At 72.2% G+C, this 25,271-nt stretch carries 24 protein-coding genes; 13 read left to right on the top strand and 11 right to left on the bottom strand.

The genetic code is table 11. The features are described from left to right. Window positions 1–471 precede the first annotated feature (471 nt). The 9 genes from pssA to C593_RS0117020 all read right to left on the bottom strand — a co-directional run bounded on the left by pssA (window position 472) and on the right by C593_RS0117020 (window position 11,416). Window positions 472–1,320, bottom strand: coding sequence for a CDP-diacylglycerol--serine O-phosphatidyltransferase (gene pssA / locus C593_RS0117060; RefSeq protein ID WP_020610332.1), 849 nt, complete (start codon window positions 1,318–1,320; stop codon window positions 472–474). Then, window positions 1,313–1,969 carry a phosphatidylserine decarboxylase gene (locus C593_RS0117055; RefSeq protein ID WP_026277780.1) on the bottom strand — a complete coding sequence of 219 codons (657 nt, stop codon included), beginning with the start codon at window positions 1,967–1,969 and terminating at the stop codon, window positions 1,313–1,315. The genes pssA and C593_RS0117055 overlap by 8 nt, the downstream gene beginning before the upstream one ends. A gap of 170 nt (window positions 1,970–2,139) precedes the next feature. After that, window positions 2,140–3,345 (bottom strand): acyl-CoA dehydrogenase family protein, encoded by a 1,206-nt coding sequence (locus tag C593_RS0117050; RefSeq protein WP_018848512.1) that lies wholly within the window; start codon window positions 3,343–3,345, stop codon window positions 2,140–2,142. Between the two features lie 2 nt (window positions 3,346–3,347). Further along, the gene (locus C593_RS0117045) at window positions 3,348–3,872 is read right to left on the bottom strand and encodes a MaoC family dehydratase (RefSeq protein ID WP_018848511.1); all 525 of its coding nucleotides are present in this window, start codon (window positions 3,870–3,872) and stop codon (window positions 3,348–3,350) included. Between the two features lie 3 nt (window positions 3,873–3,875). After that, window positions 3,876–4,850, bottom strand: coding sequence for an HpcH/HpaI aldolase/citrate lyase family protein (locus tag C593_RS0117040; protein WP_018848510.1), 975 nt, complete (start codon window positions 4,848–4,850; stop codon window positions 3,876–3,878). Continuing rightward, complete coding sequence (locus tag C593_RS0117035; protein ID WP_018848509.1) at window positions 4,847–6,868, bottom strand: protein meaA; 2,022 nt, start codon at window positions 6,866–6,868, stop codon at window positions 4,847–4,849. Before C593_RS0117035 ends, C593_RS0117040 begins: the two co-directional genes overlap by 4 nt. 9 nt (window positions 6,869–6,877) lie before the next feature. After that, entirely contained in the window at window positions 6,878–8,215 is a 1,338-nt protein-coding gene (ccrA, locus tag C593_RS0117030; RefSeq protein ID WP_018848508.1) for a crotonyl-CoA carboxylase/reductase, read from the bottom strand. 452 nt (window positions 8,216–8,667) lie between these two features. Further along, window positions 8,668–9,534, bottom strand: coding sequence for a TetR family transcriptional regulator (locus C593_RS0117025; RefSeq protein ID WP_199790043.1), 867 nt, complete (start codon window positions 9,532–9,534; stop codon window positions 8,668–8,670). Between the two features lie 97 nt (window positions 9,535–9,631). Beyond that, the gene (locus C593_RS0117020) at window positions 9,632–11,416 is read right to left on the bottom strand and encodes a 3-hydroxyacyl-CoA dehydrogenase family protein (RefSeq protein WP_018848506.1); all 1,785 of its coding nucleotides are present in this window, start codon (window positions 11,414–11,416) and stop codon (window positions 9,632–9,634) included. A 337-nt stretch (window positions 11,417–11,753) separates the two neighbouring features. Between C593_RS0117020 and C593_RS0117015 the strand changes: the two genes are divergently transcribed. Continuing rightward, on the top strand, window positions 11,754–12,335 hold the full coding sequence (locus C593_RS0117015) for an adenylosuccinate lyase (RefSeq protein WP_026277779.1): 582 nt from the start codon (window positions 11,754–11,756) through the stop codon (window positions 12,333–12,335). Window positions 12,336–12,394: 59 nt separating this feature from the next. Here C593_RS0117015 and C593_RS0117010 read toward each other — a convergent pair whose 3' ends face one another. Then, entirely contained in the window at window positions 12,395–12,910 is a 516-nt protein-coding gene (locus C593_RS0117010; protein WP_018848504.1) for a GNAT family N-acetyltransferase, read from the bottom strand. A 340-nt stretch (window positions 12,911–13,250) separates the two neighbouring features. Here C593_RS0117010 and C593_RS33375 point away from each other — a divergent pair, with 340 nt between their 5' ends. The 4 genes from C593_RS33375 (at window position 13,251) to C593_RS0116990 (ending at window position 14,979) form a co-directional block, all read left to right on the top strand. Further along, a complete protein-coding gene (locus C593_RS33375) occupies window positions 13,251–13,397 on the top strand; it encodes a hypothetical protein (protein ID WP_018848503.1) in 147 nt (48 codons plus the stop codon). Then, window positions 13,394–13,963, top strand: a complete 570-nt coding sequence (locus C593_RS0117000) for a PRC-barrel domain-containing protein (protein WP_018848502.1) — start codon at window positions 13,394–13,396, stop codon at window positions 13,961–13,963. The genes C593_RS33375 and C593_RS0117000 overlap by 4 nt, the downstream gene beginning before the upstream one ends. 3 nt (window positions 13,964–13,966) lie before the next feature. Then, complete coding sequence (locus tag C593_RS0116995; protein WP_018848501.1) at window positions 13,967–14,407, top strand: PRC-barrel domain containing protein; 441 nt, start codon at window positions 13,967–13,969, stop codon at window positions 14,405–14,407. Between the two features lie 152 nt (window positions 14,408–14,559). Next, on the top strand, window positions 14,560–14,979 hold the full coding sequence (locus C593_RS0116990) for a PRC-barrel domain-containing protein (RefSeq protein WP_018848500.1): 420 nt from the start codon (window positions 14,560–14,562) through the stop codon (window positions 14,977–14,979). A 52-nt stretch (window positions 14,980–15,031) separates the two neighbouring features. Here C593_RS0116990 and C593_RS0116985 read toward each other — a convergent pair whose 3' ends face one another. Beyond that, entirely contained in the window at window positions 15,032–16,069 is a 1,038-nt protein-coding gene (locus C593_RS0116985; RefSeq protein WP_018848499.1) for a hypothetical protein, read from the bottom strand. A 342-nt stretch (window positions 16,070–16,411) separates the two neighbouring features. On the opposite strand from C593_RS0116985, the gene C593_RS0116980 reads away from it, so the two are divergent. The 8 genes from C593_RS0116980 to C593_RS0116945 all read left to right on the top strand — a co-directional run bounded on the left by C593_RS0116980 (window position 16,412) and on the right by C593_RS0116945 (window position 25,206). Further along, complete coding sequence (locus tag C593_RS0116980; RefSeq protein ID WP_018848498.1) at window positions 16,412–16,858, top strand: SRPBCC family protein; 447 nt, start codon at window positions 16,412–16,414, stop codon at window positions 16,856–16,858. A gap of 301 nt (window positions 16,859–17,159) precedes the next feature. Further along, the gene (locus C593_RS0116975; protein ID WP_018848497.1) at window positions 17,160–17,681 is read left to right on the top strand and encodes an Lrp/AsnC family transcriptional regulator; all 522 of its coding nucleotides are present in this window, start codon (window positions 17,160–17,162) and stop codon (window positions 17,679–17,681) included. A 163-nt stretch (window positions 17,682–17,844) separates the two neighbouring features. Further along, on the top strand, window positions 17,845–18,675 hold the full coding sequence (gene ddaH / locus C593_RS0116970) for a dimethylargininase (protein ID WP_026277778.1): 831 nt from the start codon (window positions 17,845–17,847) through the stop codon (window positions 18,673–18,675). Continuing rightward, window positions 18,672–19,895 carry an ornithine--oxo-acid transaminase gene (gene rocD / locus C593_RS0116965; protein ID WP_018848495.1) on the top strand — a complete coding sequence of 408 codons (1,224 nt, stop codon included), beginning with the start codon at window positions 18,672–18,674 and terminating at the stop codon, window positions 19,893–19,895. Before ddaH ends, rocD begins: the two co-directional genes overlap by 4 nt. A 143-nt stretch (window positions 19,896–20,038) precedes the next feature. Beyond that, window positions 20,039–20,875, top strand: coding sequence for a M55 family metallopeptidase (locus C593_RS0116960; protein WP_018848494.1), 837 nt, complete (start codon window positions 20,039–20,041; stop codon window positions 20,873–20,875). Next, a complete protein-coding gene (locus tag C593_RS0116955) occupies window positions 20,868–22,220 on the top strand; it encodes a M20/M25/M40 family metallo-hydrolase (protein ID WP_018848493.1) in 1,353 nt (450 codons plus the stop codon). Before C593_RS0116960 ends, C593_RS0116955 begins: the two co-directional genes overlap by 8 nt. 8 nt (window positions 22,221–22,228) lie before the next feature. Further along, window positions 22,229–24,226 carry a prolyl oligopeptidase family serine peptidase gene (locus tag C593_RS0116950; protein ID WP_018848492.1) on the top strand — a complete coding sequence of 666 codons (1,998 nt, stop codon included), beginning with the start codon at window positions 22,229–22,231 and terminating at the stop codon, window positions 24,224–24,226. Further along, complete coding sequence (locus C593_RS0116945) at window positions 24,223–25,206, top strand: LD-carboxypeptidase (RefSeq protein WP_018848491.1); 984 nt, start codon at window positions 24,223–24,225, stop codon at window positions 25,204–25,206. Before C593_RS0116950 ends, C593_RS0116945 begins: the two co-directional genes overlap by 4 nt. Window positions 25,207–25,271 lie beyond the last annotated feature (65 nt).

Below are 25,271 nucleotides of genomic sequence, written 5' to 3'. Positions count from 1 at the left end.
CCGTTCCGCCCTGGCGGAACAGTTGCCCACAAGGGGGGCGTGGCCGTGCCCGGGCCCTCGCGACCGCGCGACGCCTCCGGGGCAGGTCGGGCTCATGCGGGCGGCGGTCTCCGGGGCCCGACGGGGAGGAGTGGGGCCGTGCCCGTGCGCCTCGGCCCTCGCGGGCGGCGTGGGCCCGGGTGGCCGTCACCACCCCCGCGTCCGCGCGACGCCCACCCGGGGGCGGTCTCGCGAGCGTGGCGGGCTCCTGTTCCGCCCTGGCCCGGCGGAACAGTCGCCCAACCAGACGGCGCGACTCCGGTCCGCGGAGCGGTACCGGAGTCGGCAGGCCCGGCAGGCCCGGCAGGCCCGGCAGGCCCGGCAGGCCCGGTCGCGGGCCCCGCAAGCCGCCCGCCGCGCCGGTGCGGGTCGGCGCCGGACAGGGGTGGGGCCCCGGAGGCGATGCCTCCGGGGCCCCACCCCTGTCCGGTCCTACTGTGCCGCGCGGGCCGCGCGGTTCTCGCGGCGGTTGTCGCGGAAGGTGTTCACCCGCCGTGCCGTCGCGAACAGCGGAATCGTCGCCGCCATCACGATCTGGAGGGCGCAGCCCGTCTGCAGGAGGACCTGCCCGCCCGGCGCGTCGAAGGCCCAGGCCGCGAGCATGCCCATCGCCGAGACGATCCAGCCGAGCATCGCCACCGCGAGGACACCCCGCGGCTTCGGGTACTCGACCCGGCTCACCATCAGCCACGCCGTGCCGACGATCGCCAGCAGCGTCGGGATGAACGGCAGTTCGAGCAGGACGATCGAGACCACGGTCAGCGCGCCGAAGGGGCTCGGCATGCCCTGGAACATGCCGTCCTTCACGGACACGCACGAGAATCTCGCAAGCCGCAGCACCACCGCCAGCAGCACCACGATCGCGGCGACCGCCGACACCCGCTGGTGGGCGTCGTCGGCGACCATCCCGTAGACCAGTACGAAGTACGCCGGCGCGAGGCCGAAGCTGATCAGGTCGGAGAGGTTGTCCAGCTCCGCGCCCATCGGCGAGGACCGCAGCTTGCGCGCCACGAGCCCGTCGCAGAGGTCGAAGATCGCCGCCAGCAGCATCAGGATCACGGCGGTGGCGGCGCTGTGCCGCGCCATGCCGGTCTCCTGGCTGCCCTGGAGGTGCGGGATGAGGATGCCGGTGGTGGTGAAGTACACCGCCATGAACCCGCACGTCGCGTTGCCGAGGGTGAGGGTGTCCGCTATCGACAGACGCAGACTGAGCGGCATCTCCTCCGCTTCGTCGTCCCCGTCCTCGGTCCAGTTCGACGCCCGTGTGTCGGGATCAATCACGGTCAATGCGAGTCACCCCCGCGGTCGTGGTCTGTCCGACCTCGACGGCGACGTCCACACCTTCCGGAAGGTAGATGTCGACGCGCGACCCGAAGCGGATCAGCCCGATGCGGTCGCCCTGCTCGACCTTGGTGCCCTGCGGGATGTAGGGGACGATGCGCCGCGCGACCGCGCCGGCGATCTGGACCATCTCGATGTCGCCGAGCTCGGTGTCGAAGTGCCAGACGACGCGCTCGTTGTTCTCGCTCTCCTTGTTGAAGGCGGGAACGAAGCCACCGGGCACGTGCTCCACGGACGTCACCGTGCCGGCCAGCGGCGCGCGGTTGACGTGGACGTTGAGCGGGCTCATGAAGATCGCGACGCGGGTGCGCCCGTCCTTCCACGGCATGATGCTCTGCACCACGCCGTCGGCCGGCGAGATGACCCGGCCCTGGGCGATCTCACGCTCCGGGTCGCGGAAGAACCAGAGCATGCCCGCCGCGAGCGCGGTGGTGGGCACGGCCAGGGCCGCGGCGCGCCGGGAGCGGCGCGAACGGGCCAGGCTGAGTGCAGCGGTGGCGACGGTCGGCAGAAGCCACGGCGATGCTCCGCGAGCGATACGTACGCCACGGAGGCTGTCGCGAGATGCAGAGGTTTGGCTGTGGGGCATGGATGACCTTCGTAGCGGATGATGCCGCGCTGGCAACGGGGGACGGCGGCTTTCCGATCGATGTTATCGGTTACGACCCGCAACTGGGAAAGCCAGAAGCCGAGTCGACGGCCGGAAGATGATGACAGGGTGTGATCATCTTCCGGCCGTTACCGACCCGAATCCGACATTCAGCCCTGCGCTCGGTACTCTTCCAGCAGCCGGCGGCCAATGATCATTTTCTGGATCTCGGCGGTACCTTCGCCGATCAGCAGCATCGGCGCCTCGCGGTAGAGGCGCTCGATCTCGTACTCCTTGGAGAAGCCGTAGCCGCCGTGGATACGGAAGGCGTCCTCGACGACTTCCTTGCAGTACTCGGAGGCGAGGTACTTCGCCATCCCTGCCTCCAGGTCGTTTCGCTCCCCGGAGTCCTTTTTGCGTGCCGCGTTCACCATCATGGCATGTGCGGCCTCGACCTTGGTGGCCATTTCGGCCAACTTGAACTGAATCGCCTGGTGGGCGGCGATCGGTTTGCCGAAGGTGTGGCGCTGCTGGGCGTAGCTCACACCCAGTTCGAAGGCACGCTGTGCGACACCGCAGCCACGGGCGGCGACATTCACCCGGCCGACCTCGACGCCGTCCATCATCTGGTAGAAGCCCCGGCCGGTGACCCCGCCGAGGACTCGATTGGCCGGAATGCGCAGCCCGTCCATGATGAGCTCGGTGGTGTCGACCCCCTTGTAGCCCATCTTGTCGATCTTCCCGGGGATGGTGAGGCCGGGCCGGACCTCGCCGAAACCGGGCTCCTTCTCCACCAGGAAGGTCGTCATCGACTTGTGGGGCGCACTCCCCTCGGGGTGTCCTTCGTCACTCCGGCACAGAACCGCCACCAGAGTCGACGTGCCGCCGTTCGTCAGCCACATCTTCTGGCCGTTGAGGACGTACTCGTCACCGTCCTTCACGCCCTTGGACGTGATGGCCGACACATCCGAGCCGAGCCCCGGCTCCGACATCGAGAAGGCGCCCCGCACCTCGCCCAGCGCCATCCGCGGGAGGAAGGTGTCCTTCTGCTCCTGGGTGCCGTGCTGCTTGAGCATGTACGCCACGATGAAGTGCGTGTTGATGATGCCGGAGACCGACATCCAGCCGCGGGCGATCTCCTCCACGCACAGCGCGTACGTGAGCAGGGACTCACCCAGGCCGCCGTACTCCTCCGGGATCATCAGCCCGAAGAGGCCGAGTTCCTTCAGGCCCTCGACGATCTCGGTCGGGTACTCGTCCTTGTGCTCCAGCTCGGTCGCGACCGGGATGATCTCCTTGTCGACGAAGTCCCGGACCGTGGCGAGGATCTCCTGCTGCACATCGGTCAGACCGTGGGTCTGGGCGAGTCGCGCCATGACTACTTCTCCGCCTTCTTCGTGGGCTCGACGAGCTCCGGCCGGCCGGGCTGCTCCCCGCCCCGCTCCTTGATGTACGTCTCGGTCGGGACCATCACCTTGCGGCGGAACACGCAGACCAGGGTGCCGTCCTGCTTGTACCCCCTGGTCTCGACGTAGACGATCCCGCGGTCGTTCTTCGACCTCGACGGGGTCTTGTCGAGGACCGTGGTCTCGCCGTAGATCGTGTCGCCGTGGAAGGTCGGCGCCACGTGCCGCAGCGACTCGATCTCCAGGTTGGCGATGGCCTTGCCGGAGACGTCCGGCACCGACATGCCGAGCAGCAGCGAGTAGACGTAGTTGCCCACGACGACGTTCTTCCCGAAGTCCGTCGTCTTCTCCGCATAGTTGGTGTCCATGTGGAGGGGGTGGTGGTTCATGGTCAGGAGACAGAAGAGGTGGTCGTCGTACTCGGTGACCGTCTTCCCGGGCCAGTGCTTGTACACGGCCCCGACCTCGAACTCCTCGTAGGTGCGTCCGAACTGCATGGCTCAGGCCTCCGGGATCTCGAACGTGCTGGTGCGCCGCATCCCGGCGGCCCGGCCCTTGCCGGAGATCACCAGCGCCATCTTGCGGCTGGCCTCGTCGATCATCTCGTCGCCGAGCATCGCCGAGCCCTTCTTCCCGCCCGCCTCGGACGTGTAGTAGTCGTACGCGTCCAGGATCAGCTCGGCGTGGTCGTAGTCCTCCTGGGAGGGCGAGAAGATCTCGTTGGACGCCTCGACCTGGCCCGGGTGCAGCACCCACTTGCCGTCGAAGCCGAGGGCGGCGGCCCGCTGGGCGACCTCGCGGTAGCCGTCGGTGTTGCGGATCTGGAGGTAGGGGCCGTCGATCGCCTGGAGGTCGTTGGCGCGGGCGGCCATCAGGATCTTCATCAGGATGTAGTGGTAGGCGTCGGCCGGGTAGCCGGGCGGCTGCTCGCCGACGACCAGGGACTTCATGTTGATGGAGGCCATGAAGTCGGCCGGGCCGAAGATGATGGTCTCCACCCGGGGCGAGGCCTGGGCGATCGCGTTGACGTTGTTGAGCCCCTGCGCGTTCTCGATCTGCGCCTCGATGCCGATGCGCCCGACCTCGAAGCCCATGGTCTTCTCGATCTGGGTGAGCAGCAGGTCCAGCGCCACGACCTGCTGGGCGTCCTGCACCTTCGGCAGCATGATGCAGTCGAGGTTCTGGCCGGCGCCCTCGACCACGGTCACGACGTCCCGGTAGGTCCAGTGCGTGGTCCAGTCGTTGACCCGCACCACGCGCGTCTTGCCGGTCCAGTCGCCCTCGTTGAGGAACTTCACGATGGTGTGGCGGGCGTCCGGCTTGGCGAGGGGCGCGCAGGCGTCCTCCAGGTCCAGGAAGACCTGGTCGGCGGGGAGGCCCTGGGCCTTCTCCAGGAACCGCGGGTTCGAGCCGGGAACGGCCAGGCAGGAGCGCCGCGGGCGCAGGCGGTTGACCGGGTGCACGGGCGTGCTCATGCGGGGACCTCCGTACTTTCAAGGGGGCTGAGCTTGTTCGCTTGGCGGATCTCGTCGACGATACGGCCGATGATCTCCGTGATGCCGAAGTCCTTCGGCGTGAAGACGGCGGCCACGCCGGCCGCCTTGAGGGAGACGGCGTCGGCGTTGGGGATGATGCCACCCACGATCACCGGGATGTCTCCCGCACCCGCCTCACGGAGGCGGTCCAGCACATCGGGCACCAGCTCGGCGTGCGAGCCGGAGAGGATCGACAGGCCCACGCAGTGCACGTCCTCCGCGAGGGCGGCGGAGACGATCTGCTCCGGGGTGAGCCGGATCCCCTGGTAGACCACCTCGAAGCCGGCGTCGCGGGCCCGTACCGCGATCTGCTCGGCGCCGTTGGAGTGCCCGTCCAGGCCGGGCTTGCCCACCAGGAGACGCAGCCGCCCGGTGCCGAGTTCATCGGCCGTCCGGGCGACCTTCTCGCGGACGACGGCCAGCGGGGTGCCGGCCTCCGCCGTGACGGCCACCGGGGCGCTGCTGACGCCCGTCGGCGCGCGGAACTCGCCGAAGACGTCACGCAGCGCCCAGGCCCACTCGCCGGTGGTGACGCCCGCACGCGCACACTCGACGGTGGCCGCCATCAGGTTCCCGGTGCCCGCCGCGGCCTTCTTCAGCGCCGCGAGGGACTCGGCGGCACGGGACTCGTCCCGTCCCGCCCGCCACTCGTGCAGCTTGGCGACGACCCGTGCCTCGTTGGCCGGGTCCACGGTCATGATCGCCGTGTCCAGGTCCGCGGTGAGCGGGTTGTCCTCGGTCGTCTCGAAGATGTTGACGCCGACGATCTTCTCGTCGCCCGCCTCGATCCGGGCCCGGCGCTCCGCGTGCGAGGAGACCAGCTGCGACTTGAGGTAGCCGGACTCCACGGCGGCCATCGCGCCGCCCATCTCCTCGATGCGGGCCATCTCGGCCAGGCACTCCTCGACCAGGGCGTCCACCTTGGCCTCGACGACGTGCGAGCCGGCGAAGATGTCCTCGTACTCCAGCAGGTCGCTCTCGTGCGCGAGGACCTGCTGGATGCGCAGCGACCACTGCTGGTCCCAGGGCCGGGGCAGGCCCAGCGCCTCGTTCCAGGCGGGGAGCTGCACGGCCCGGGCGCGGGCGTCCTTGGAGAGGGTGACGGCCAGCATCTCCAGGACGATCCGCTGGACGTTGTTCTCCGGCTGGGCCTCGGTCAGGCCCAGGGAGTTGACCTGGACGCCGTAGCGGAAGCGGCGCTGCTTGTCGTTCTCGATGCCGTACCGCTCGCGGGTGACCCGGTCCCAGATGCGGCCGAAGGCGCGCATCTTGCACATCTCCTCGATGAAGCGGACGCCCGCGTTCACGAAGAACGAGATGCGGGCGACCACGTCACCGAACCGCTCGGCCGGGACCTGGCCGGAGTCGCGCACCGCGTCGAGCACCGCGATCGCGGTGGACATCGCGTACGAGATCTCCTGGACCGGTGTGGCCCCGGCCTCCTGCAGGTGGTAGCTGCAGATGTTGATGGGGTTCCACTTGGGGATGTTGGCCACCGTGTACGTGATCATGTCGGTGGTCAGGCGCAGCGAGGGACCGGGCGGGAAGACGTGCGTCCCGCGCGACAGGTACTCCTTGACGATGTCGTTCTGCGTCGTGCCCTGGAGCCTGGTGATGTCCGCACCCTGTTCCTCGGCGACCACCTGGTACAGCGCCAGCAGCCACATGGCGGTGGCGTTGATGGTCATCGAGGTGTTCATCTGCTCCAGGGGGATGTCCTGGAACAGCCGGCGCATGTCGCCCAGATGGGAGACCGGCACGCCGACCCGGCCGACCTCGCCGCGGGCGAGGATGTGGTCGGGGTCGTAACCGGTCTGGGTCGGCAGGTCGAAGGCCACCGACAGACCCGTCTGGCCCTTGGCGAGGTTGCGCCGGTACAGCTCGTTGGACGCCTCGGCCGTGGAGTGGCCGGCGTACGTCCGCATGAGCCAGGGCCGGTCCTTCTTGCGCTCGGTCATCGGTGGACCTCAGACATTCCTGAAGCGGTTGATGGCGTCGATGTGCTTCGCCCGCAGCTCGGGGTCGCTGACGCCGAGGCCCTCCTCCGGGGCCAGCGCGAGGACGCCGACCTTGCCCTGGTGGAGGTTGCGGTGGACGTCGTACGCGGCCTGCCCGGTCTCCTCCAGGGAGTAGACCTTGGAGAGCGTGGGGTGGATCTTGCCCTTGGCGATGAGGCGGTTGGCCTCCCACGCCTCGCGGTAGTTGGCGAAGTGGGAGCCGATGATGCGCTTGAGCGACATCCACAGGTAGCGGTTGTCGTACTCGTGCATGTAGCCCGAGGTGGAGGCGCAGGTGGTGATGGTGCCGCCCTTGCGGGTGACGTAGACGCTGGCGCCGAAGGTCTCGCGGCCGGGGTGCTCGAAGACGATGTCGATGTCCTCGCCGCCGGTGAACTCGCGGATGCGCTTGCCGAAGCGCTTCCACTCCTTCGGGTCCTGGGTCCGCTCGTCCTTCCAGAAGCGGTAGTCCTCGGCGTTGCGGTCGATGATCGCCTCGGCGCCCATGGACCGGCAGATCTCCGCCTTCTGCGGAGAGGAGACCACACAGATCGGGTTGGCGCCGCCCGCGAGGGCGAACTGCGTGGCGTAGGAGCCGAGTCCGCCGCTGGCGCCCCAGATGAGGACGTTGTCGCCCTGCTTCATCCCGGCGCCGTTGCGGGAGACGAGCTGGCGGTACGCGGTGGAGTTGACCAGGCCGGGGGCCGCCGCCTCCTCCCAGCTCAGGTGCTTGGGCTTCGGCATCAGCTGGTTGGACTTGACGAGCGCGATCTCTGCCAGGCCGCCGAAGTTGGTCTCGAAGCCCCAGATGCGCTGCTCGGGGTCGAGCATCGTGTCGTTGTGGCCGTCGGAGGACTCCAGCTCGACCGAGAGGCAGTGCGCGACGACCTCGTCACCGGGGTTCCAGGCGTTGACGCCCGGTCCGGTGCGCAGGACGACGCCGGCCAGGTCGGAGCCGATGACGTGGTACGGCAGGTCGTGGCGCTTGGTCAGCTCGGAGAGCCGGCCGTAGCGCTCCAGGAACCCGAAGGTGGAGAGCGGCTCGAAGATCGAGGTCCACACGGAGTTGTAGTTGACGGAGGAGGCCATCACGGCGACGAGGGCCTCGCCGGGGCCGAGCTCCGGGACCGGCACGTCGTCCAGGTGGATCGACTTGCGGGGGTCCTTCTCGCGGGTCTCGAGGCCCGCGAACATCTCCGTCTCGTCCTTGTGCACGGTGATCGCGCGGTAGCTCTCGGGGAGCGGCAGAGCGGCGAAGTCCGCGGAGGTGGCCTCCGGAGACTGGATCGCGTCCAGGATGTCCTTCACGGTATTGCCTCCAGGATGCCCCCGGGAGGGACCGGGGGAGGGGAGCGCCCCAGGGGACGCCGAGGGGTGGGTCGTACGCGTTGCTGCTGTGGAGGTGTGCCGTCGGTTCGGCGGTGGTGCTTCTGGCGGCGCTGGTGTGCGCGGGATGCCTGTGACGCAGGCGTCCGGGCGGGCAACCGCGGAGGGTTGCTGGGACAGCCGGCGTACGAGTGTGCCCTGCACGCCGGCCGCCCGGACACCTTCAACGTATGGCACCCCGTGCCAGCCCGCAAGACACTCCGTGCCAAGAATTTCTCTCAGATGCAATCCGGTGGACACATATGAGCGATGATCGATCGCGGTTGTCCGGGAGCCCCTGGGAAAAGGGGTGCGGAACGGCTGATGGCCACCCGAACCGGGTGGCCATCAGCCGTTCCGCCCACGAGACCCCCCGGTCGGCGCCGGGCGTGATGTCAGGCTTCCTTGAGGGCCTGCTCGATCGTGCGCATGACCTCGGTCAGCGGGGCGTCCGTGCGCGCCACCGCCACCAGGACCTCGCCCTCCGAACCCTCGGAGCGCACCGCGGCGGCCGCCACGGGCGCCGGCTCGGCGGGCTGCCGCCCCGCCTTGCGGCCCGCCCCGATCCCGGTGCCGAAGGTGTCCCGGACGATCGCGAAGGCGTGGTCGAGCTGCGCCTCCACGTCCCCCTGGCCCCCGGCGCGCAGCCAGCGGCGCAGAACGTGGTTGTGGGCCGTGACGACCGCGGAGGCGGCCACCTCGGCCAGCAGCGGGTCGTCATTGCCGTCGTGGTGGTCCCGCTCGTCGAAGTGGCCCAGCAGATAGCGGGTGAACAGGCGCTCGTAGCGGGCCACCGAGGCGATCTCGCGCTCGCGGAGGGTGGGCACCTCGCGGGTGAGGCGGTAGCGCTCCACCGAGACCGAGGGGGCCGCCGCGTACATCTTCATGACTTCCTTGATGCCCCGGCACACCGTGTCCAGCGGGTGCTCGTGGGGCGGGGCCGCGTTCAGCACGGCCTCCGCGCGGACCAGGGTGTCGTCGTGGTCCGGGAAGATCGCCTCCTCCTTGGACCGGAAGTGGCGGAAGAAGGTCCTGCGGGCGACCCCGGCCGCCGCCGCGATCTCGTCGACCGTGGTGGCCTCGTAGCCCTTGGTCGCGAACAACTCCATGGCCGCCGCGGCCAGTTCACGGCGCATCCGCAGGCGCTGCGCGGCGGCTTTCGACCCTGCCGCGCTCTCGCCGGCGTCGGGGACGGAACCGGCGCGGACGGGACGGCGGACGGCGGGATCAGCAGGCTGCGGCATGACTTGAACGTACTCCATCCCCGGCCCCTCACGCTCTCGCGGGCCGGGCCCGTCGTACGCCGGTGCCCGGGGCGGGCCGCCCGGACCGAGCAGCCCGCCCCACCCCGCGCCGTGATCAGCGACGGGCATGCTCGCGGAAGCCCCGGCCCGTCTTGCGGCCCAGGCAGCCCGCGGCCACCAGGTGCTCCAGCAGCGGCGCCGGAGCCAGGCCCGGGTCGCGGAACTCCCGGTGCAGCACCTTCTCGATGGCGAGCGAGACGTCCAGGCCGACCACGTCGAGGAGTTCGAACGGGCCCATCGGGTAGCCGCCGCCCAGTTTCATCGCCGCGTCGATGTCGTCCAGCGAGGCGTAGTGCTCCTCGACCATCTTGATCGCGTTGTTGAGGTACGGGAAGAGCAGCGCGTTGACGATGAACCCGGCCCGGTCGCCGCAGTCCACCGGGTGCTTGCGGACCTTCTCCGTGACCCCGCGGACCGTGGCGTGGACCTCGTCCGAGGTCAGGACCGTGCGCACGATCTCGACCAGCTTCATCGCCGGGGCCGGGTTGAAGAAGTGCATCCCGATCACGTCCTGCGGGCGCGAGGTCGCGCGGGCGCAGGCGATCACCGGCAGCGAGGAGGTCGTGGTGGCGAGCACCGCGCCCGGCTTGCAGACCTTGTCCAGGGTCTGGAAGAGCTGCTGCTTGACCTCCAGGTCCTCGGCCACCGCCTCCACGGCCAGGTCGACGCCGGCGAAGGCGTCCAGCGAACCGGCCGGGGTGATCCGGGCGAGCACCGCGTCCCCGGCCTCCTCGGTCAGACGGCCCTTGGCGACCGAACGCGCCAGCGACTTCGCGATCAGGGCCTTGGCGTTCTCCGCCTTCTCCGCGCTGCGGGCGGCGAGCACGACCTCGTAGCCCGCCTTGGCGAAGACCTCGGCGATCCCGCTCGCCATGGTGCCCGAGCCGGCCACGCCGACCGAGGCCACCTCGCGGGGCGCGGCGGTGCCCGCCGCGCCCGGCAGCGGCGTCAGCGCGTCCGGGACCACCTCGGCGGAGCCGGGCCCGGCGTACGTGTAGAAGCCGCGGCCCGCCTTGCGGCCGGTCAGGCCGGCCTCGGCGAGCTGGCCGAGGATGGGGGCCGGGGCGTGCAGGCGGTCGTGGGAGGAGGCGTACATCGCGTCGAGGACCGTGCGGGCGGTGTCGATGCCGATGAGGTCGAGCAGGGCGAGGGGGCCCATCGGGAGGCCGCAGCCCAGCTTCATCGCCGCGTCGATGTCCTCGCGGGAGGCGTACCGCGACTCGTACATCGCCGCCGCCTGGTTGAGGTAGCCGAACAGCAGGCCGTCCGCGACGAAGCCGGGACGGTCGCCGACCGCGACCGGCTCCTTGCCCAGCTCCCGGGCGAGGGCGGTCACCGACTCCACGGCGGCGGGCGAGGTCAGCACCGAGGAGACCACCTCGACCAGCTTCATGGCCGGGGCCGGGTTGAAGAAGTGCAGGCCGAGCACCCGCTCCGGGCGCTGCGACTCGGCGGCCAGCCGGGTCACCGACAGGGCGTTGGTGCCGGTGGCGAGGACGGTGTCGGGGCGGACCACCGCGTCGAGCTCGCGGAAGACCTGCTGCTTGATCTCGTAGGACTCGGGCACGACCTCGATGACCAGGTCGGCGTCGGCCGCGGCCCGCAGCTCCGTGAAGGTGCGGAAACGCGCCAGGATGTCGCCGCGCTCCTTCTCGGTGAGCCGCTCGCGGTCCACGGCGCGGGCGGTGGACGCCTCCAGGGCGGCGGCGGCCCGGCGGGCGGCGGCATCGCTGACGTCGATGCCGATGACCTCGCGGCCGGCCCGGGCCAGGACCTCGGCGATGCCGGTGCCCATGGTGCCGAGGCCGACCACGGCGACGGTGTGGAGAGGGGTGTCCATCACGGGACTCCAGAGTGAGTGACGGCTGAGGGGAGCGCGCGAGGGAGCGCGACGGGCTCCGGCACCGGCGCCGTGGACCCGGTGCGAGGGACACCGGGCGGCGCGGGGCACGTGAGCGTTCACAAGAGCCGACGGACTCTGTCCCCAGTCACGTCGTACTGCACGGCAGAACTGCCGAACCGACCAGCCCCCGCGTGCGGCTGCGTCACCAGGCCGCTGCGGGGCGCGGGGTTGACCCGCTCACATGAGGTTAACTCGCGGGTATTGAGCGCGCCAGCCCCGTGCGGAAGCCGTCCGATGTGATCTGCGTCGCCCTCCGCGCCGATACCCTCGGTCCATGGACAGGGCCAGGGACGAAGAACTGCGGTCGCTCGCGGACCGGTTACGCGAGGAGTCGGGTGGCGGGCCCGGCTATGAGCGGCTGTTGACCACCGCCGACCACGAGGAGCTGGCCGGCGTCCTCACCGTGCCTCAACAGCCCCTGTGGGCAAGGGAACTGGCCGCCTTCCGTCTCGGCTGCGCGGGCGACCGGCGTGCCTTCGAGTCCCTGGTCCTCCTCCTCAACCACCGCGACCCCGAGCGCTGCGTCTCCGCCGCCCACGCGCTCTACCTCCTGGCCGACCCGCGCACCCCGCGGGCCGCGGCCGCCCTGGCGACCAACGAACTCCGCGTCGCCTACGCCCTCACCCCGATCCGGCTGCTGACCCGGCTGCGCGCCCCGGAGTCGGCCCCCGCCCTCGCCACCGTCCTCGGCCGCCGCCTCGCCCCCGGGGACGCGCACTGGCGGGTGGCGCTCGCCTGTGTGGAGGGCCTGGGCGCCCTCGGCGCCCGGGACGCGGCCCCGGCCGTCCGCGCGGCGCTGCCCCACCCCCGGCTGGCCGCGGCCGCGTCGGCCGCGCTGGCCCGGCTGGAGGGCTGAGGGCCTCTGGTCCCCGGCCCCGCACCGGGCCGGGCAGCACCGGTGGGGCGCCCGGACGCTCAGGCCAGGTGACGTGCGTAGCGGACCTCCGGAACGGGCGTCCCGTCCACGTCGAAAGGTGCCTCCGTGCCGTCCGGCAGGAAGCCCGCGCGCTCGTAGAAGCGCCGGGCCCGGGCGTTCTCCTTCAGCACCCACAGCTCCATCCGCGCGAAGCCGGCGGCGCGGGCGCGGCCGGTGACCTCGGCCATCAGTGCGTGCCCCACGCCCGAGGAGATGCGCTCCGGCAGCACGTAGATCGCGTACAGCTCGCAGGTGCCCGGACGGGCGCCAGGGGAGCGGGACGGGCCGAAGCAGGCCCAGCCGATCACCTCGCCGTGCTGCTCGGCCACCACGTTCACCGAGCCCGAGCCGTCGGCCAGATAGGCGCGGTGGCGGGCCGCGTCGGCCGCGGCGTCCATCCCGTCCAGGTACGGCTGGGGCACGAGCCCGGCGTACGCGTGCCGCCAGCCGCCCACTCTGATCGCGGCGACCGCCGCGCAGTCCGCCGGGGCCATGTCCCGTACCTTCACCGTCATCTCCGCGCCCCTCCCCGCACCGGTGGCCACCACCCTGGCCCCGCGGATTTGTTCACGCTACTGAGAAAAGCTACTGGACCGGCCGTCGGTGTGGCGTGAACGCTTCACGGACCCCTGGTGGCACACCGGTCACAGCAGCGTGAGTGGTGCCCGCGTCCTCGTCTGCCGGGTGGCGCTGGACGAGATCGATCGCGTGACCGGGTGTGACCCGGCGCGGTCGGCGGGTGCGGGGTGCCGGCCCGTACCGGCGCGACGGTCCCGGTCCGGTCGCACCGGAGCATGTACGGAGAAACACTGAGAAAGGTGACGAAAGGGAGTCCGGGCGAAGGGAAGCAGTGAGATGGAATGGTGGATCTGGCTCATCATCGCGCTCGCGATCCTCGCGGCTGTCGCCGTCGGCGTCGCGGTGCTTCAGGCCCGGCGCCGGTCCGGTGGCGTGATCGCGCAGGGGCGGCGGCCCCCGGAAGGAGGTGGCCGGTCGTCATGACCGTCTACATGCGAGCCGGCGAGATCGCCGGGCGACCCGTGGTGACCCTGACCGGTGAGGATCTCGGACAGATCAAGGACCTCGTCTTCGACGCGTCCACAGGCGGCATCCGGTGCTTCACCCTGGCCGGCCGCGGCCTGCTGTCGGGTCCGCTCCACCGCGCCCTTCTGTGGGAGAACGTCCACGCCCTGGGACCGCACGCGGTCATGGTGCGCGACGTGAACGCGCTGGAGGAGGACGACGCCGCCGCCAGGCCGGGCGAGGAGGAACGTGCCGGGGTCAACGTGCTCGGTGTCGCGGTCACGACCCGCGGCGGCGCGCAGCTGGGCACCGTCACCGACGCCGTCGTCTCGACCGGCAAGGAGCCGGTCGTGGCGGGCTACGAGGTGGAAACCGCCGAGCACCGACGGGTCCTGCTGCCGGTCGCCGGGCCGGTCACCGTCTCCGGCGAACGCGTACTCGTCCCCGATGCCACCGCGGAGCACAGCGCCGGCGACCTGGCAGGGTTCGGCACCGCCGTGGAACGCCTCCGCGACCACCTCGGGGACGACCGGCAGGAAGGATGACCGATGCTGCTCAGCAGGACACAGGGCGAGGCCGTCATGGACCTCGTGACGGCCGAGACGGTCGGAACGGTCGCCGCGTGTACCGTCGCCCCCTCACCGGCGCGCATCGCCGGTCTGCGCCTGAAGACCCGGGGCCGCGGAAACTACACCCTCGCCTGGGAGGACGTGCGGTCGTTCGGACCGGACGCGGTCGCCGTCGAAGGGGCCGACCGGATCCGCGACGAGAAGGACATCGATCCCGGCGATCCCGCCAGTGCCGTGCACGACCCGGTCGGGAAGGCCGTACTGACCGACACGGGGCGTGAGAAGGGCACAGTGGTCGACGTCGAGTTCGACGAGCAGACAGGACACATCGGCCACCTGCTGACCAGCGAGGAGCAGATCCCGGGCGACACTCTCCTGGCAGTCGGCAGCTACGCGGTCGTCGTCTCCGCCCCGGACTGACAACCCCGCCGAGGCACCACCGTCTCCGACCGGGCCGACGGCTCCGGACCCGGGGGACCCGCATGGGAAGGCCGGGAGCGGGAAAGCGGAGAGTCCGGGCCGGGGAGTACCCGGCTGCCAGAAACGTCTCACGCCCCTGCGAGGGAGACATCATGCAATCCGGCGACATTCCCGTCCTGACCAGGCTCTCCGACTCCGATCACGCGATCCCCGCCGCCGACGAGGACATCCGGGGCCGGAAGGTCACCGACCGCTCGGGCAACGAACTCGGCAAGGTCGGCGATCTGGTCATCGACGAGGAGGAACACAAGGTCCGCTTCCTGCTGCTGGAGCACGGCGGGTTCCTGGGCGTCGGCAAGGAGAAGAGCTACGTACCCGTCGACGCGGTGGCAGAGGTGAGCGAGGACCGGGTACGCATCGACCGCACCCGCGACCAGGTCGTCGACGCACCCGAGTACGACCCGGAGCTCGTGCAGCAGGACGAGTACTACGACCGCCTCTACACCCACTACGACTACCCGCCGTTCTGGATGCCCGGCTACGTGTACCCGCACTGGCCCTATCTCCGCTGAGCACCGGGCCGCTGCGTGGGAGAGCCCCGCACCTGGCCCGGGCGGGTGCGCGTCAGACGGCCAGGACCGCGACCGTGATCGCGTAGATCACGATGAGCAGGATCCCCTCGAACCCGAGCCGCCACCAGCCGCGCCGCTGCCGTACCAGCAGACCGCCGAGCAGGACGGCCGTCATCACCAGCGCACCGGCCGTCAGGAACAGCAGATCGGGCTGCGCCGCGTGGTACAGGGAGCCGCCCCGGTAGGCCACGTCCCCGACCGCGAGATTGAGTACGTCGAGGCAGTTGCCGCCGACGACGGCCGCGATCGCCAGAGTCAGCGCGCCACGCCTGACCGCGGCGACCGCGGTCACCGTCTCGGGCAGGGCGTTGACCAGACCCATGAAGGCCGCACCCACCAGCCCGGCCCGCAGTCCGGTGGCCGCCACCAGACTCTCCGCGGCGTGCGCCACCGCCCAGCCGCCCACCACCACGACGGCCGCCACAACCGTGAACTCGGCCCACAGTCCCGGGGCGCGCCGGCGGGGGAACGAGGGGGAGCGGTCGGGGACGTCCGTCACCGTGTCCTCGGTGTGCACGGCGCGCCACAGTGGCCTCTTGGTGCTCCGGATGAGTCGCACGGCCGCGAGATAGAAGGAGATCAGCACCGCGGAGGCCGGGTGCACGCCCAGGACCGTTGCCCCGGGTCCGAGGGAGGCCATGAGTGCGACGCCGAGCAGGGCCACGAGCAGGCAGCCGAAAAGCAGGTTCTGCGACGACGCCGCCGCGTGTTCGAGATTGGCTCCGCGGTAGGCCGCGTCGGCGACGGCCACGGCGAGGGTCTGGGCCGCGATGCCCCCGACGGCGTTGCCGTAGGCCAGTTGGGGGTGTCCGTCCGCCGCGCTGACGGCGGTCATGACGATGCCCGACAACGACGTCGCCAGTCCGAAGAACACCGCCCCGAACAGGGCCTCGCCCCAGCCGGTGCGGTCAGCCAGCGTGTCCCCGAGGGCGGTGAGCCGCACCCCGCAGACGACCGTGGCCGCTCCGGCGAGGAGGAGCGCCGCGACACTCCAGCCCACCGACCACGGGCCGGTCACCTGATCGAGCACCGGGGGACTCCCTCCGTGCGCTGTCGCAACACCTGCACTCTCCTCGCCACGGCGTCGACGCGGGCGACGGCCCGACGCCCTGCCCGCCAGCCTGCCGCACCGCCTATACGCACGCCACCATCGACAACACCGCTGAAGGAACGTGCCGCCGTGCTCGCTCAGCCCGCCCGCGGTCGCCTGCCGCGCCGCCGGCCGCGCGCAGGAGAGCTGGGCCCGCCGGGAAGTCATCGCGCCCGGAACAGAACACCTGTCCCGTGGTCGACGCACGGCGGATTTGGGCGGGGGTGGGCGAGGTGGTTGGGTTGGGGGCGACCCGCTGGAGCGAGTGCTGGAGGAACAGGAATGGCGCAGGTCGAGGCGACCACGGAACGGATCATCCCGGCGGACGCGGAGACGGTGTTCGACGCACTGGCCGACTACGCGGGCACCCGCGCGAAGGTCCTCCCCGAGCACTTCAGCGAGTACGAGGTCCGTGAGGGCGGCGACGGCGAGGGCACCCTCGTCCACTGGAAGCTCCAGGCCACCAGCAAGCGCATCCGCGACTGCCTGCTGGAGGTCACCGAGCCCACCGACGGCGAACTCGTCGAGAAGGACCGCAACTCCTCGATGGTCACCACCTGGCGGGTCACCCCCGCCGGTGAGGGCAAGGCGCGCGTCGTCGTCACCACCGTCTGGAACGGCGCGGGCGGTATCGGCGGCTTCTTCGAGAAGACCTTCGCGCCCAAGGGCCTCGCCCGGATCTACGACGCGCTGCTCGCCAACCTCGCGGCGCACGTCGCCCGGGGCTGACGGGAGCTCGGGGCGCGCCGGGCCCGAGTGAGTGCCGGGCCCGGGTGCGCGCCGCACACCCGGGCCCGGCGCGCTCCCGGCGCGCGTCGCCGGGCCCCGGGTGTGCGCCCTCGCCGGATCGGGTGGTTCCGCGGCGGCCCAGGCGTCTGCCCCTCCGCCGCCCCGACGTCCGCCGCCCCGCCGTCCGTCCCGGGCGTGCACCCCGGCCGGTGAGCCCTGATGTGCGCCCTCAAGAGAGCCCCCGCGCGGCCCTGTTGAGCGGTCGGCCCCTCGGCCCGGCCCGAACGGAGAGACCCACGCCATGAACCACAGGCCCCTGTCCTTCGACGACCTCGACCGCAGGATCGTCGCCGCCCTGGTGGAGAACGCGCGCACCAGCTTCACCGAGATCGGCGCCGCCATCGGCCTCTCCGCCACCGCCGTCAAACGCCGTGTGGACCGGCTCCGCGAGGACGGCGTCATCACCGGCTTCACCACCACCGTCCGCCCCTCGGCCCTCGGCTGGCGCACCGAGGCGTACGTCGAGGTCTACTGCGAGGGCGCCGCCCCGCCCCGGCGCCTCGCCGAGGTCGTGCGCGACTACCCGGAGATCATGGCCGCGATGACGGTGACCGGCGGCGCCGACGCCCTGCTGCACGTCCGGGCCCGCGACGTCGAGCACTTCGAGGAGGTCCTGGAGCGCATCCGGACCGAGCCGTTCATCCGTAAGACGATCAGCTACATGGTCCTCTCCCATCTGCTCACGGCCAGCCCCGAGGCGGGCGCCGCCCAGGCCGCCCCCGCGGACCCGGCGGCAGGTGAGCCCGCCGCCGGGACCCTCTGACCCGACCCGGGACGGAATCCTTCGCGGCACGCCCGGAGGACGCAGCATTCCTGCGCGAACGCGCAGTCGTCGGCTCTTGTCGCCCCTCCGCTCCGATTCCTACCGTTGAGCTGTCACCGGACATGCGTCACCGGATATCGAGTCGAGCAGGAGGATCCCTTCGGTGTCTCCCATGCGTGTGCCCCGTGCCAGGCGCTACCTGGTCTGCGAACCCCGGTACTTCGACGTGCAGTACGCCATCAACCCCTGGATGAGCGAGGACTCCCCGGTCGACCGGGCCCTCGCCCGCACCCAGTGGGAGACCCTCGTCAACACCTACCGCGACCTCGGCCACACCGTCGAGCACGCCCGGCCCGAACCCGGCCTGCCCGACATGGTGTTCGCCGCCAACTGCGCCCTCGTCCTCGGCGGGCGCGTCTTCGGCTCCCGCTTCCACGCCCCGCAGCGCCGGGGAGAGGAGGCGGCCTTCGAAGCGTGGTTCAAGAACGCCGGCTACGTCGTCCACCGGCCCGAGTCCGTCTGCGAGGGCGAGGGCGACCTCGTCCCCGTCGGCGGCTTCGTCCTCGCCGGCCACGGCTTCCGTACCACGCCCGACGCCCACCGCGAGGCGCAGGAGTTCTTCGGCACGCCCGTCGTCGGGCTGACCCTGGTCGACCCGTACTTCTACCACCTCGACACCGCGCTGTTCGTCCTCGACGACGGCCACGGCGACGGGCAGGCGAACGTCTGCTACTACCCGGACGCCTTCTCGCCGGGCAGCCGCGAGGTGCTGAAGCGCATGTTCCCCGACGCCGTCACCGCGACCCGCGAGGACGCCATGGCCTTCGGGCTCAACTCCGTCTCGGACGGCAGGCACGTCATCGTCGCCCCCCAGGCGACGGCCCTGTCCGACCGGCTCGCCGAGCACGGCTACGACCCCGTCCCCGTCGACCTGTCCGAGTTCCACAAGGCCGGCGGCGGCATCAAGTGCTGCACTCAGGAGATCCGCGCATGACCCTCACCCCCGACCGCACCCGGCGCTCCTCCGCCGAGCTCATCCGCGCCGAGGAGGACGTCCTCGCGCACAACTACCACCCGCTGCCCGTGGTCGTCGCCCGCGCCGAGGGCGTCTGGGTGGAGGACGTGGAGGGCCGGCGCTACCTGGACCTCCTCGCCGGGTACTCGGCCCTCAACTTCGGCCACCGCCACCCCGGCCTGATCGCGGCCGCCCACCGCCAGCTCGACGAGCTGACCCTCACCTCCCGCGCCTTCCACAACGACCGCCTCGCCGGCTTCGCCGAGGGCCTGGCCGCCCTCACCGGCCTCGACGTGACCCTGCCGATGAACACCGGCGCCGAGGCCGTCGAGAGCGCCGTCAAGATCGCCCGCAAGTGGGCGTACGAGGTGAAGGGCGTCGCCCCCGACCGGGCCACGATCGTGGTCGCGGACGGCAACTTCCACGGCCGCACCACCACCATCGTCAGCTTCTCCACCGACGAGACCGCGCGCGCCGGTTTCGGCCCCTTCACCCCCGGCTTCCGGGTCGTCCCCTACAACGACCCGGCCGCGCTGGAGGCCGCGATCGACGAGACGACCGCGGCCGTCCTCATCGAGCCCATCCAGGGCGAGGCGGGCGTCCTCATCCCCGACGACGGCTACCTCGCCGCCGTACGGGAGATCACCGCCCGGACCAGCACCCTGTTCATCGCCGACGAGATCCAGTCCGGCCTCGGCCGCACGGGCACCACCCTCGCCGTCGACCACGAGTCCGTCCGCCCCGACCTGCTCCTGCTGGGCAAGGCCCTCGGCGGCGGCATCGTGCCCGTCTCCGCGGTCGTCGGCCGACGGGACGTCATGTCCGTGCTGCGGCCCGGCGAGCACGGCTCCACCTTCGGAGGCAACCCGCTCTCGGCGGCCGTCGGATCCGCCGTCGTCGACCTGCTGGCCACCGGCGAGTTCCAGGCCCGCGCCGCCGGACTCGGCACCGGCCTGCGCGAGGGGCTCACCGCGCTCCTCGGCCGGGGTGTCGTCGGCTTCCGCTCCCGGGGGCTGTGGGCGGGCGTCGACATCGACCCGGCCATCGGCACCGGCCGCGAGGTCAGCGAACGCCTGATGGCCGAGGGCGTCCTCGTCAAGGACACGCACGGCTCCACCATCCGCATCGCCCCGCCGCTGACCATCACGGCGGAGGAACTCGCCTCGGCGCTCGCCGCCCTGGAGAAGGCGCTGCACTGACCCGCCCGGTGCGGTCCGGCCACCCGGGCCGGACCGCACCACCCGCCACCCGCGCCTCACTCACCTCACCCGTGTTCCGGGCCCGGCTTGTGGATCAGGCCCTAGACTCGCCGTTCGGAGCACCGTCGAACGGAGAGCGAGCCGTGAGGATCCTCATCAGCGCCGACATGGAGGGCGCCACCGGTGTGACCTGGCCGGCCGACGTGCTGCCGGGCACCCCCCAGTGGGAACGCTGCCGCGCGCTGTTCACCTCCGACGTCAACGCCGCCGCCCTCGGGTTCTTCGACGGCGGCGCCGACGAGGTCCTCGTCAACGAGGCGCACTGGACCATGCGCAACCTCCTCCTCGAACAGCTCGACGAGCGCGTCCGGATGCTCACCGGCCGGCACAAGGCCCTCTCCATGGTCGAGGGCGTGCAGCACGGCGACGTCGACGGCATCGCCTTCGTCGGCTACCACACCGGCGCCGGCGACGAGGGAGTCCTCGCCCACACCTATCTCGCCAACTCCGTCACGGGCGTCTGGCTGGACGGCGTCCGCGCCAGTGAGGGCCTGCTGAACTCCCGTGTGGTCGCCGAGTACGGCGTCCCCGTGGTCCTGGTCACCGGGGACGACCTGACCTGCGAGGACGCCCTCGGCTACGCGCCCGGCGCGCTGAAGGTCGCCGTCAAGGACCATGTCTCCCGGTACGCGGCCGTCTGCCGCACCCCCACCCGGACCGCCGCCGAGATCCGCGCCGCCGCCCGGGAGGCCGCCGCCCTGGCGGTCCGTCACGAGCCCGTCAGCGAGGGCCCGTTCACCGTGGAGATCGAGTTCGACGCGGCCCACCTCGCCGCCGCCGCGACCGTCGTCCCCGGGGTCGCGCCCGCGCCCGGCGAGCGGCGGGTCGCCTACACCAGCCCGACCATGTACGAAGGCATCCGCACGTTCAAGGCGGTCACCACGATCGTCTCCGCAGCCGTGGAGGAGCAGTATGGCTGAGCCGACGACATCCCCGACCCCGTCCGCGGACCCCGTGGACGCGAGGGCGCTGGACGAGGCGGTCGCCTTCACCTCCGAGCTGATCCGCATCGACACCACCAACCGCGGCGGCGGCGACTGCAAGGAGCGCCCGGCCGCCGAGTACTGCGCGCAGCGGCTCACCGACGCCGGACTCGACCCGGTGCTCCTGGAACGCACCCCCGGCCGCGCCAACCTCGTCGTCCGCGTCCCCGGCACCGACCCCTCCGCCGACGCCCTCCTCGTCCACGGCCACCTCGACGTCGTCCCCGCCGAACCCGGCGACTGGAGCGTCCACCCGTTCTCCGGCGAGGTCCGCGACGGCATCGTCTGGGGCCGGGGCGCGGTCGACATGAAGAACATGGACGCCATGGTCCTGGCCGTCGTCCGGGCCTGGGCCCGCCACGGGGTCCGGCCCCGACGGGACATCGTCCTCGCGTACACCGCCGACGAGGAGGACAGCGCGATCGACGGCTCCCGCTACCTGGCGGGCGAGCACGCGCACCTCTTCGAGGGCTGCACCGAGGGCATCAGCGAGTCCGGCGCCTACACCCTGCACGCGGGCGGCATGTCCCTCTACCCGATCGGCGCGGGGGAGCGCGGCACCGCCTGGCTCCGGCTCACCGCCGACGGCCGGGCCGGGCACGGCTCCAAGGTCAACCGCGCCAACGCGGTCACCCGGATCGCCGCCGCCGTCCACCGCATCGGCGAGCACCGCTGGCCGGTCCGCCTCAGCCCGACCGTGCGCGCCGCCCTCACCGAACTCGCCGCCCTGTACGGCCTCGACGCCGACCCGGACGACCCCGCCTTCGACGTGGACGCCCTCCTGGAACGCCTCGGCCCCGCCGCCCGGATCGTCGAGAACACCGTCCGCAACAGCGCCAACCCGACCATGCTGGACGCCGGATACAAGGTGAACGTCATCCCCGGCCACGCCCGCGCCCATGTCGACGGGCGCATGGTCCCCGGCGGCGAGGAGGAGTTCGCCGCCACCATGGACGAACTCACCGGCCCGGACGTCGACTGGGACTACTACCACCGCGAGATCCCCCTCCAGTCGCCGGTGGACACCCCCACCTTCGCCAGGCTCCGGGCCGCCGTCGAACGCTTCGACCCGGACGCGCGCACCGTCCCCTTCTGCATGGGCGGCGGCACCGACGCCAAGGCCTTCTCCCGGATCGGGATCACCGGCTACGGCTACACCCCGCTCAAGCTGCCGCCCGGCTTCGACTACAACGCCCTCTTCCACGGCGTCGACGAGCGCGTCCCCGTCGACGCCCTCCACTTCGGCGTGCGCGTCCTCGACCACTTCCTCCGGTCCGCTTAGGAGCCCCCTTGGTACCCACCGGACCCTACGGAACCTGGCCCTCCCCGATCGGCGCGGAACTCGCCGCCGCGCACGACGGCCGGCCCGACCACCTCGGCACGGTCGGCGAGGAGGTGTGGTGGACCGCGCCCCGCCCCGACGAGGGCGGCCGGCGCACCCTGGTGCGGCTGCGCGCGGACGGACGCGAGGAGACCGTGCTGCCCGCGCCGTGGAACGTGCGCAGCCGGGTCCACGAGTACGGCGGCCTGCCCTGGGCGGGTGTGCCCCGCGCCGGGTCCGGCCCGCTGGTGGTCTTCGTCCACTTCCCCGACCAGCGCCTCTACGCGTACGAGCCCGAAACCCCCGGCGCGGTGCCCCGCCCGCTCACCCCCGTCTCCGGCACCGGGGGCGGGCTGCGCTGGATGGAGCCGCTGGTGCTGCCGGAGCGGGGCGAGGCGTGGTGCGTCCTGGAGGAGTTCACGGGCGAGGGGCCCACCGACGTACGCCGGGTCCTCGCCGCCGTCCCGCTCGACGGCTCGGCCGCCGCCGACCGGTCCGCTATCCGCGAACTCACCGACGAGCGGCACCGGTTCCTCACCGGGCCCCGGCTCTCCCCGGACGGCCGGCGTGCCGTCTGGCTCGCCTGGGACCACCCCCGGATGCCGTGGGACGGCACCGAGGTGATGACCGGCGACCTCGCCCCCGGGGGAACCCTCACCGCCGTGCGCGCGGTGGCCGGGGGCGCGACGGAGTCCGTCTGCCAGGCCGACTGGGCGCCCGACGGCTCCCTGCTGTACGTCTCCGACGCGGGCGGCTGGTGGGAGGTCCGCCGCGCCCGCCCCTCGGGCGACGGCTTCGCCCCCGCCGAGGCCCTCTGCCCCGGGCGGCAGGAGGAGTTCGGCGGGCCGCTGTGGCAGCCGGGCTCGCGCTGGTTCGCCGTCCTGCCCGGCGGACTGCTCGCCGTCGTCCACGGCCGGGGCGCCACCGCCCTCGGCATACTGGACCCGGAGAGCGGCGAACTCGTCGACGCGCCGGGCTCCTGGACCGAGTGGGCCGCCACCCTCGCCGTCTGCGGCGACCGGGTCTTCGGCGTCGCCGCCAGCCCGCGCAGCGCCCCCGAGGTCGTCGAACTCGACACCCGCACCGGGCGGGCCCGCGTCGCCGGCAGCCCGCACGCGGACCCCGTCGACCCCGCGTACTACCCCGAGCCGCAGATCCGCGCCTTCACCGGCCCCGGCGGCCGGGAGATCCACGCCCATGTCTACCCGCCGCACAGCCCCGACCGGGTGGCGCCCGGCGAGGAGCTTCCGCCCTATGTGGTGTGGGCCCACGGCGGGCCCACCGGCCGGGCCCCGCTCGTCCTCGACCTGGCGATCGCCTACTTCACCTCGCGCGGCATCGGCGTCGCCGAGGTCAACTACGGCGGCTCCACCGGCTACGGGCGTGCCTACCGGGAGCGGCTGCGCGAGCAGTGGGGCGTCGTCGACGTGGAGGACTGCGCCGCGGTCGCCCGCGCCCTCGCCGACGAGGGCACCGCCGACCCGGCCCGCCTCGCGATCCGCGGCGGCAGCGCGGGCGGCTGGACGGCGGCGGCCTCCCTGACCGGCACCGACGTGTACGCCTGCGGCGTGATCGTCTACCCGATCCTGGACCTGTACGCCTGGGCCACGGGGGAGACGCACGACTTCGAGTCCCACTACCTCGAATCCCTGGTCGGCCCGCTCGCCGAGGTCCCCGGGCGCTACCGGGAGCGCTCGCCCATCAGCCACGTCGACCGGATCACCGCGCCGTTCCTGATCCTCCAGGGCCTGGACGACGTGATCTGCCCGCCCGAGCAGTGCGAGCGCTTCCTCGCGGAGACCGCCGGGCGGGGCGTCCCGCACGCCTACCTCGCCTTCGAGGGCGAGGGCCACGGGTTCCGCCGGGCGGAGACCATGGTGCGTGCCCTGGAGGCGGAACTCGGCCTCTACAGCCGGGTGTTCGGGCTGGCGCGTGGGGACGTGCCGGACCTGGAGCTGCGCACATGACCCGACCGCCCGCCCCGGGTGCCTCCTCCGCCGGTCCCGGCCCCGGTCCCGTGCCCGCGCTGCTCCGGCCGCCCCGGCTCGTCCCCGGCGACCGGGTCGCCGTCGTGGCGCCCAGCGGGCCCGTCCCCGCGGACCGGCTCGACGCGGGCCTGGACATCCTGCGCGGCTGGGACCTCGACCCGGTCGTCCTGCCGCACGCCCGCGACACCCACCCCCGCCTGGGCTACCTCGCGGGCGACGACGCGGCCCGCGCCCGCGACCTGACCGACGCCTGGTGCGACCCCGCGTACGCGGCCGTGCTCTGCGCACGCGGCGGCTACGGCGTCCAGCGCATGGTCGACCTCGTCGACTGGGACGCGGTCCGCGCGGCCCCGCCCAAGCCCCTCGTCGGCTACAGCGACATCACCGCCCTGCACGAGGCGTTCGCCGTCCGCGCGGGCGTCGCCACCCTGCACGGGCCGATGTGCGGCACCGCCGTCTTCCTCAAGGACGCCCCCACCCAGGAGGCCCTGCGGGCCACCCTCTTCTCCCCCGAGACCGTCCGCACGATCGAGGCCCTGCCCGGCGCCCGCACCCTGACCCCCGGCCGCGCCACCGGCGTCACCCTCGGCGGCTGCCTCGCCCTCCTCGCCGCCGACCTCGCGACCCCGCACGGCCGCGCCTCGGCCCGCGGCGGGCTGCTCCTCCTGGAGGACGTCGGCGAGGAGGACTACCGCGTGGACCGCATGCTCACCCAACTCCTGCGCGCCGGCTGGCTGGAGGGCGTCGCGGGCGTCCTCCTCGGCTCCTGGGCCGACTGCGGCCCCTACGAGGAGTTCCGGGCCGTCCTCGCCGACCGCCTCGGCCCGCTGGGCGTCCCCGTCGTCGAGGAGTTCGGCTTCGGCCACGGCGACCGGTCCCTCACCGTCCCCCTGGGCGTCCGGGCGGTCCTGGACGCGGACGCGGGGACGCTGACGCTGGACCAGCCGGCCCTGAGCTGACGGCGCGGCGGCGGCCGTTGTGCGGGCGAGCCGTTCGCTGTACGGGTCGGCCCGTTCGTTGTACG

The organism is Streptomyces sp. CNT372, from assembly GCF_000377145.1.
This window is presented reverse-complemented; position numbering and strand designations above follow the sequence as displayed.

What these genes read in the sequence shown, in the direction of transcription:
- C593_RS0117055 (WP_026277780.1), bottom strand. Translation starts at nt 1,969, where the DNA reads ATGCCCCACAGCCAAACCTCTGCATCTCGCGACAGCCTCCGTGGCGTA.
- C593_RS0117050 (WP_018848512.1), bottom strand. Translation starts at nt 3,345, where the DNA reads ATGGCGCGACTCGCCCAGACCCACGGTCTGACCGATGTGCAGCAGGAG.
- C593_RS0117045 (WP_018848511.1), bottom strand. Translation starts at nt 3,872, where the DNA reads ATGCAGTTCGGACGCACCTACGAGGAGTTCGAGGTCGGGGCCGTGTAC.
- C593_RS0117040 (WP_018848510.1), bottom strand. Translation starts at nt 4,850, where the DNA reads ATGAGCACGCCCGTGCACCCGGTCAACCGCCTGCGCCCGCGGCGCTCC.
- C593_RS0117035 (WP_018848509.1), bottom strand. Translation starts at nt 6,868, where the DNA reads ATGACCGAGCGCAAGAAGGACCGGCCCTGGCTCATGCGGACGTACGCC.
- C593_RS0117025 (WP_199790043.1), bottom strand. Translation starts at nt 9,534, where the DNA reads ATGGAGTACGTTCAAGTCATGCCGCAGCCTGCTGATCCCGCCGTCCGC.
- C593_RS0117020 (WP_018848506.1), bottom strand. Translation starts at nt 11,416, where the DNA reads ATGGACACCCCTCTCCACACCGTCGCCGTGGTCGGCCTCGGCACCATG.
- C593_RS0117015 (WP_026277779.1), top strand. Translation starts at nt 11,754, where the DNA reads ATGGACAGGGCCAGGGACGAAGAACTGCGGTCGCTCGCGGACCGGTTA.
- C593_RS0117010 (WP_018848504.1), bottom strand. Translation starts at nt 12,910, where the DNA reads ATGACGGTGAAGGTACGGGACATGGCCCCGGCGGACTGCGCGGCGGTC.
- C593_RS33375 (WP_018848503.1), top strand. Translation starts at nt 13,251, where the DNA reads ATGGAATGGTGGATCTGGCTCATCATCGCGCTCGCGATCCTCGCGGCT.
- C593_RS0117000 (WP_018848502.1), top strand. Translation starts at nt 13,394, where the DNA reads ATGACCGTCTACATGCGAGCCGGCGAGATCGCCGGGCGACCCGTGGTG.
- C593_RS0116995 (WP_018848501.1), top strand. Translation starts at nt 13,967, where the DNA reads ATGCTGCTCAGCAGGACACAGGGCGAGGCCGTCATGGACCTCGTGACG.
- C593_RS0116990 (WP_018848500.1), top strand. Translation starts at nt 14,560, where the DNA reads ATGCAATCCGGCGACATTCCCGTCCTGACCAGGCTCTCCGACTCCGAT.
- C593_RS0116980 (WP_018848498.1), top strand. Translation starts at nt 16,412, where the DNA reads ATGGCGCAGGTCGAGGCGACCACGGAACGGATCATCCCGGCGGACGCG.
- C593_RS0116975 (WP_018848497.1), top strand. Translation starts at nt 17,160, where the DNA reads ATGAACCACAGGCCCCTGTCCTTCGACGACCTCGACCGCAGGATCGTC.
- rocD (WP_018848495.1), top strand. Translation starts at nt 18,672, where the DNA reads ATGACCCTCACCCCCGACCGCACCCGGCGCTCCTCCGCCGAGCTCATC.
- C593_RS0116955 (WP_018848493.1), top strand. Translation starts at nt 20,868, where the DNA reads ATGGCTGAGCCGACGACATCCCCGACCCCGTCCGCGGACCCCGTGGAC.
- C593_RS0116945 (WP_018848491.1), top strand. Translation starts at nt 24,223, where the DNA reads ATGACCCGACCGCCCGCCCCGGGTGCCTCCTCCGCCGGTCCCGGCCCC.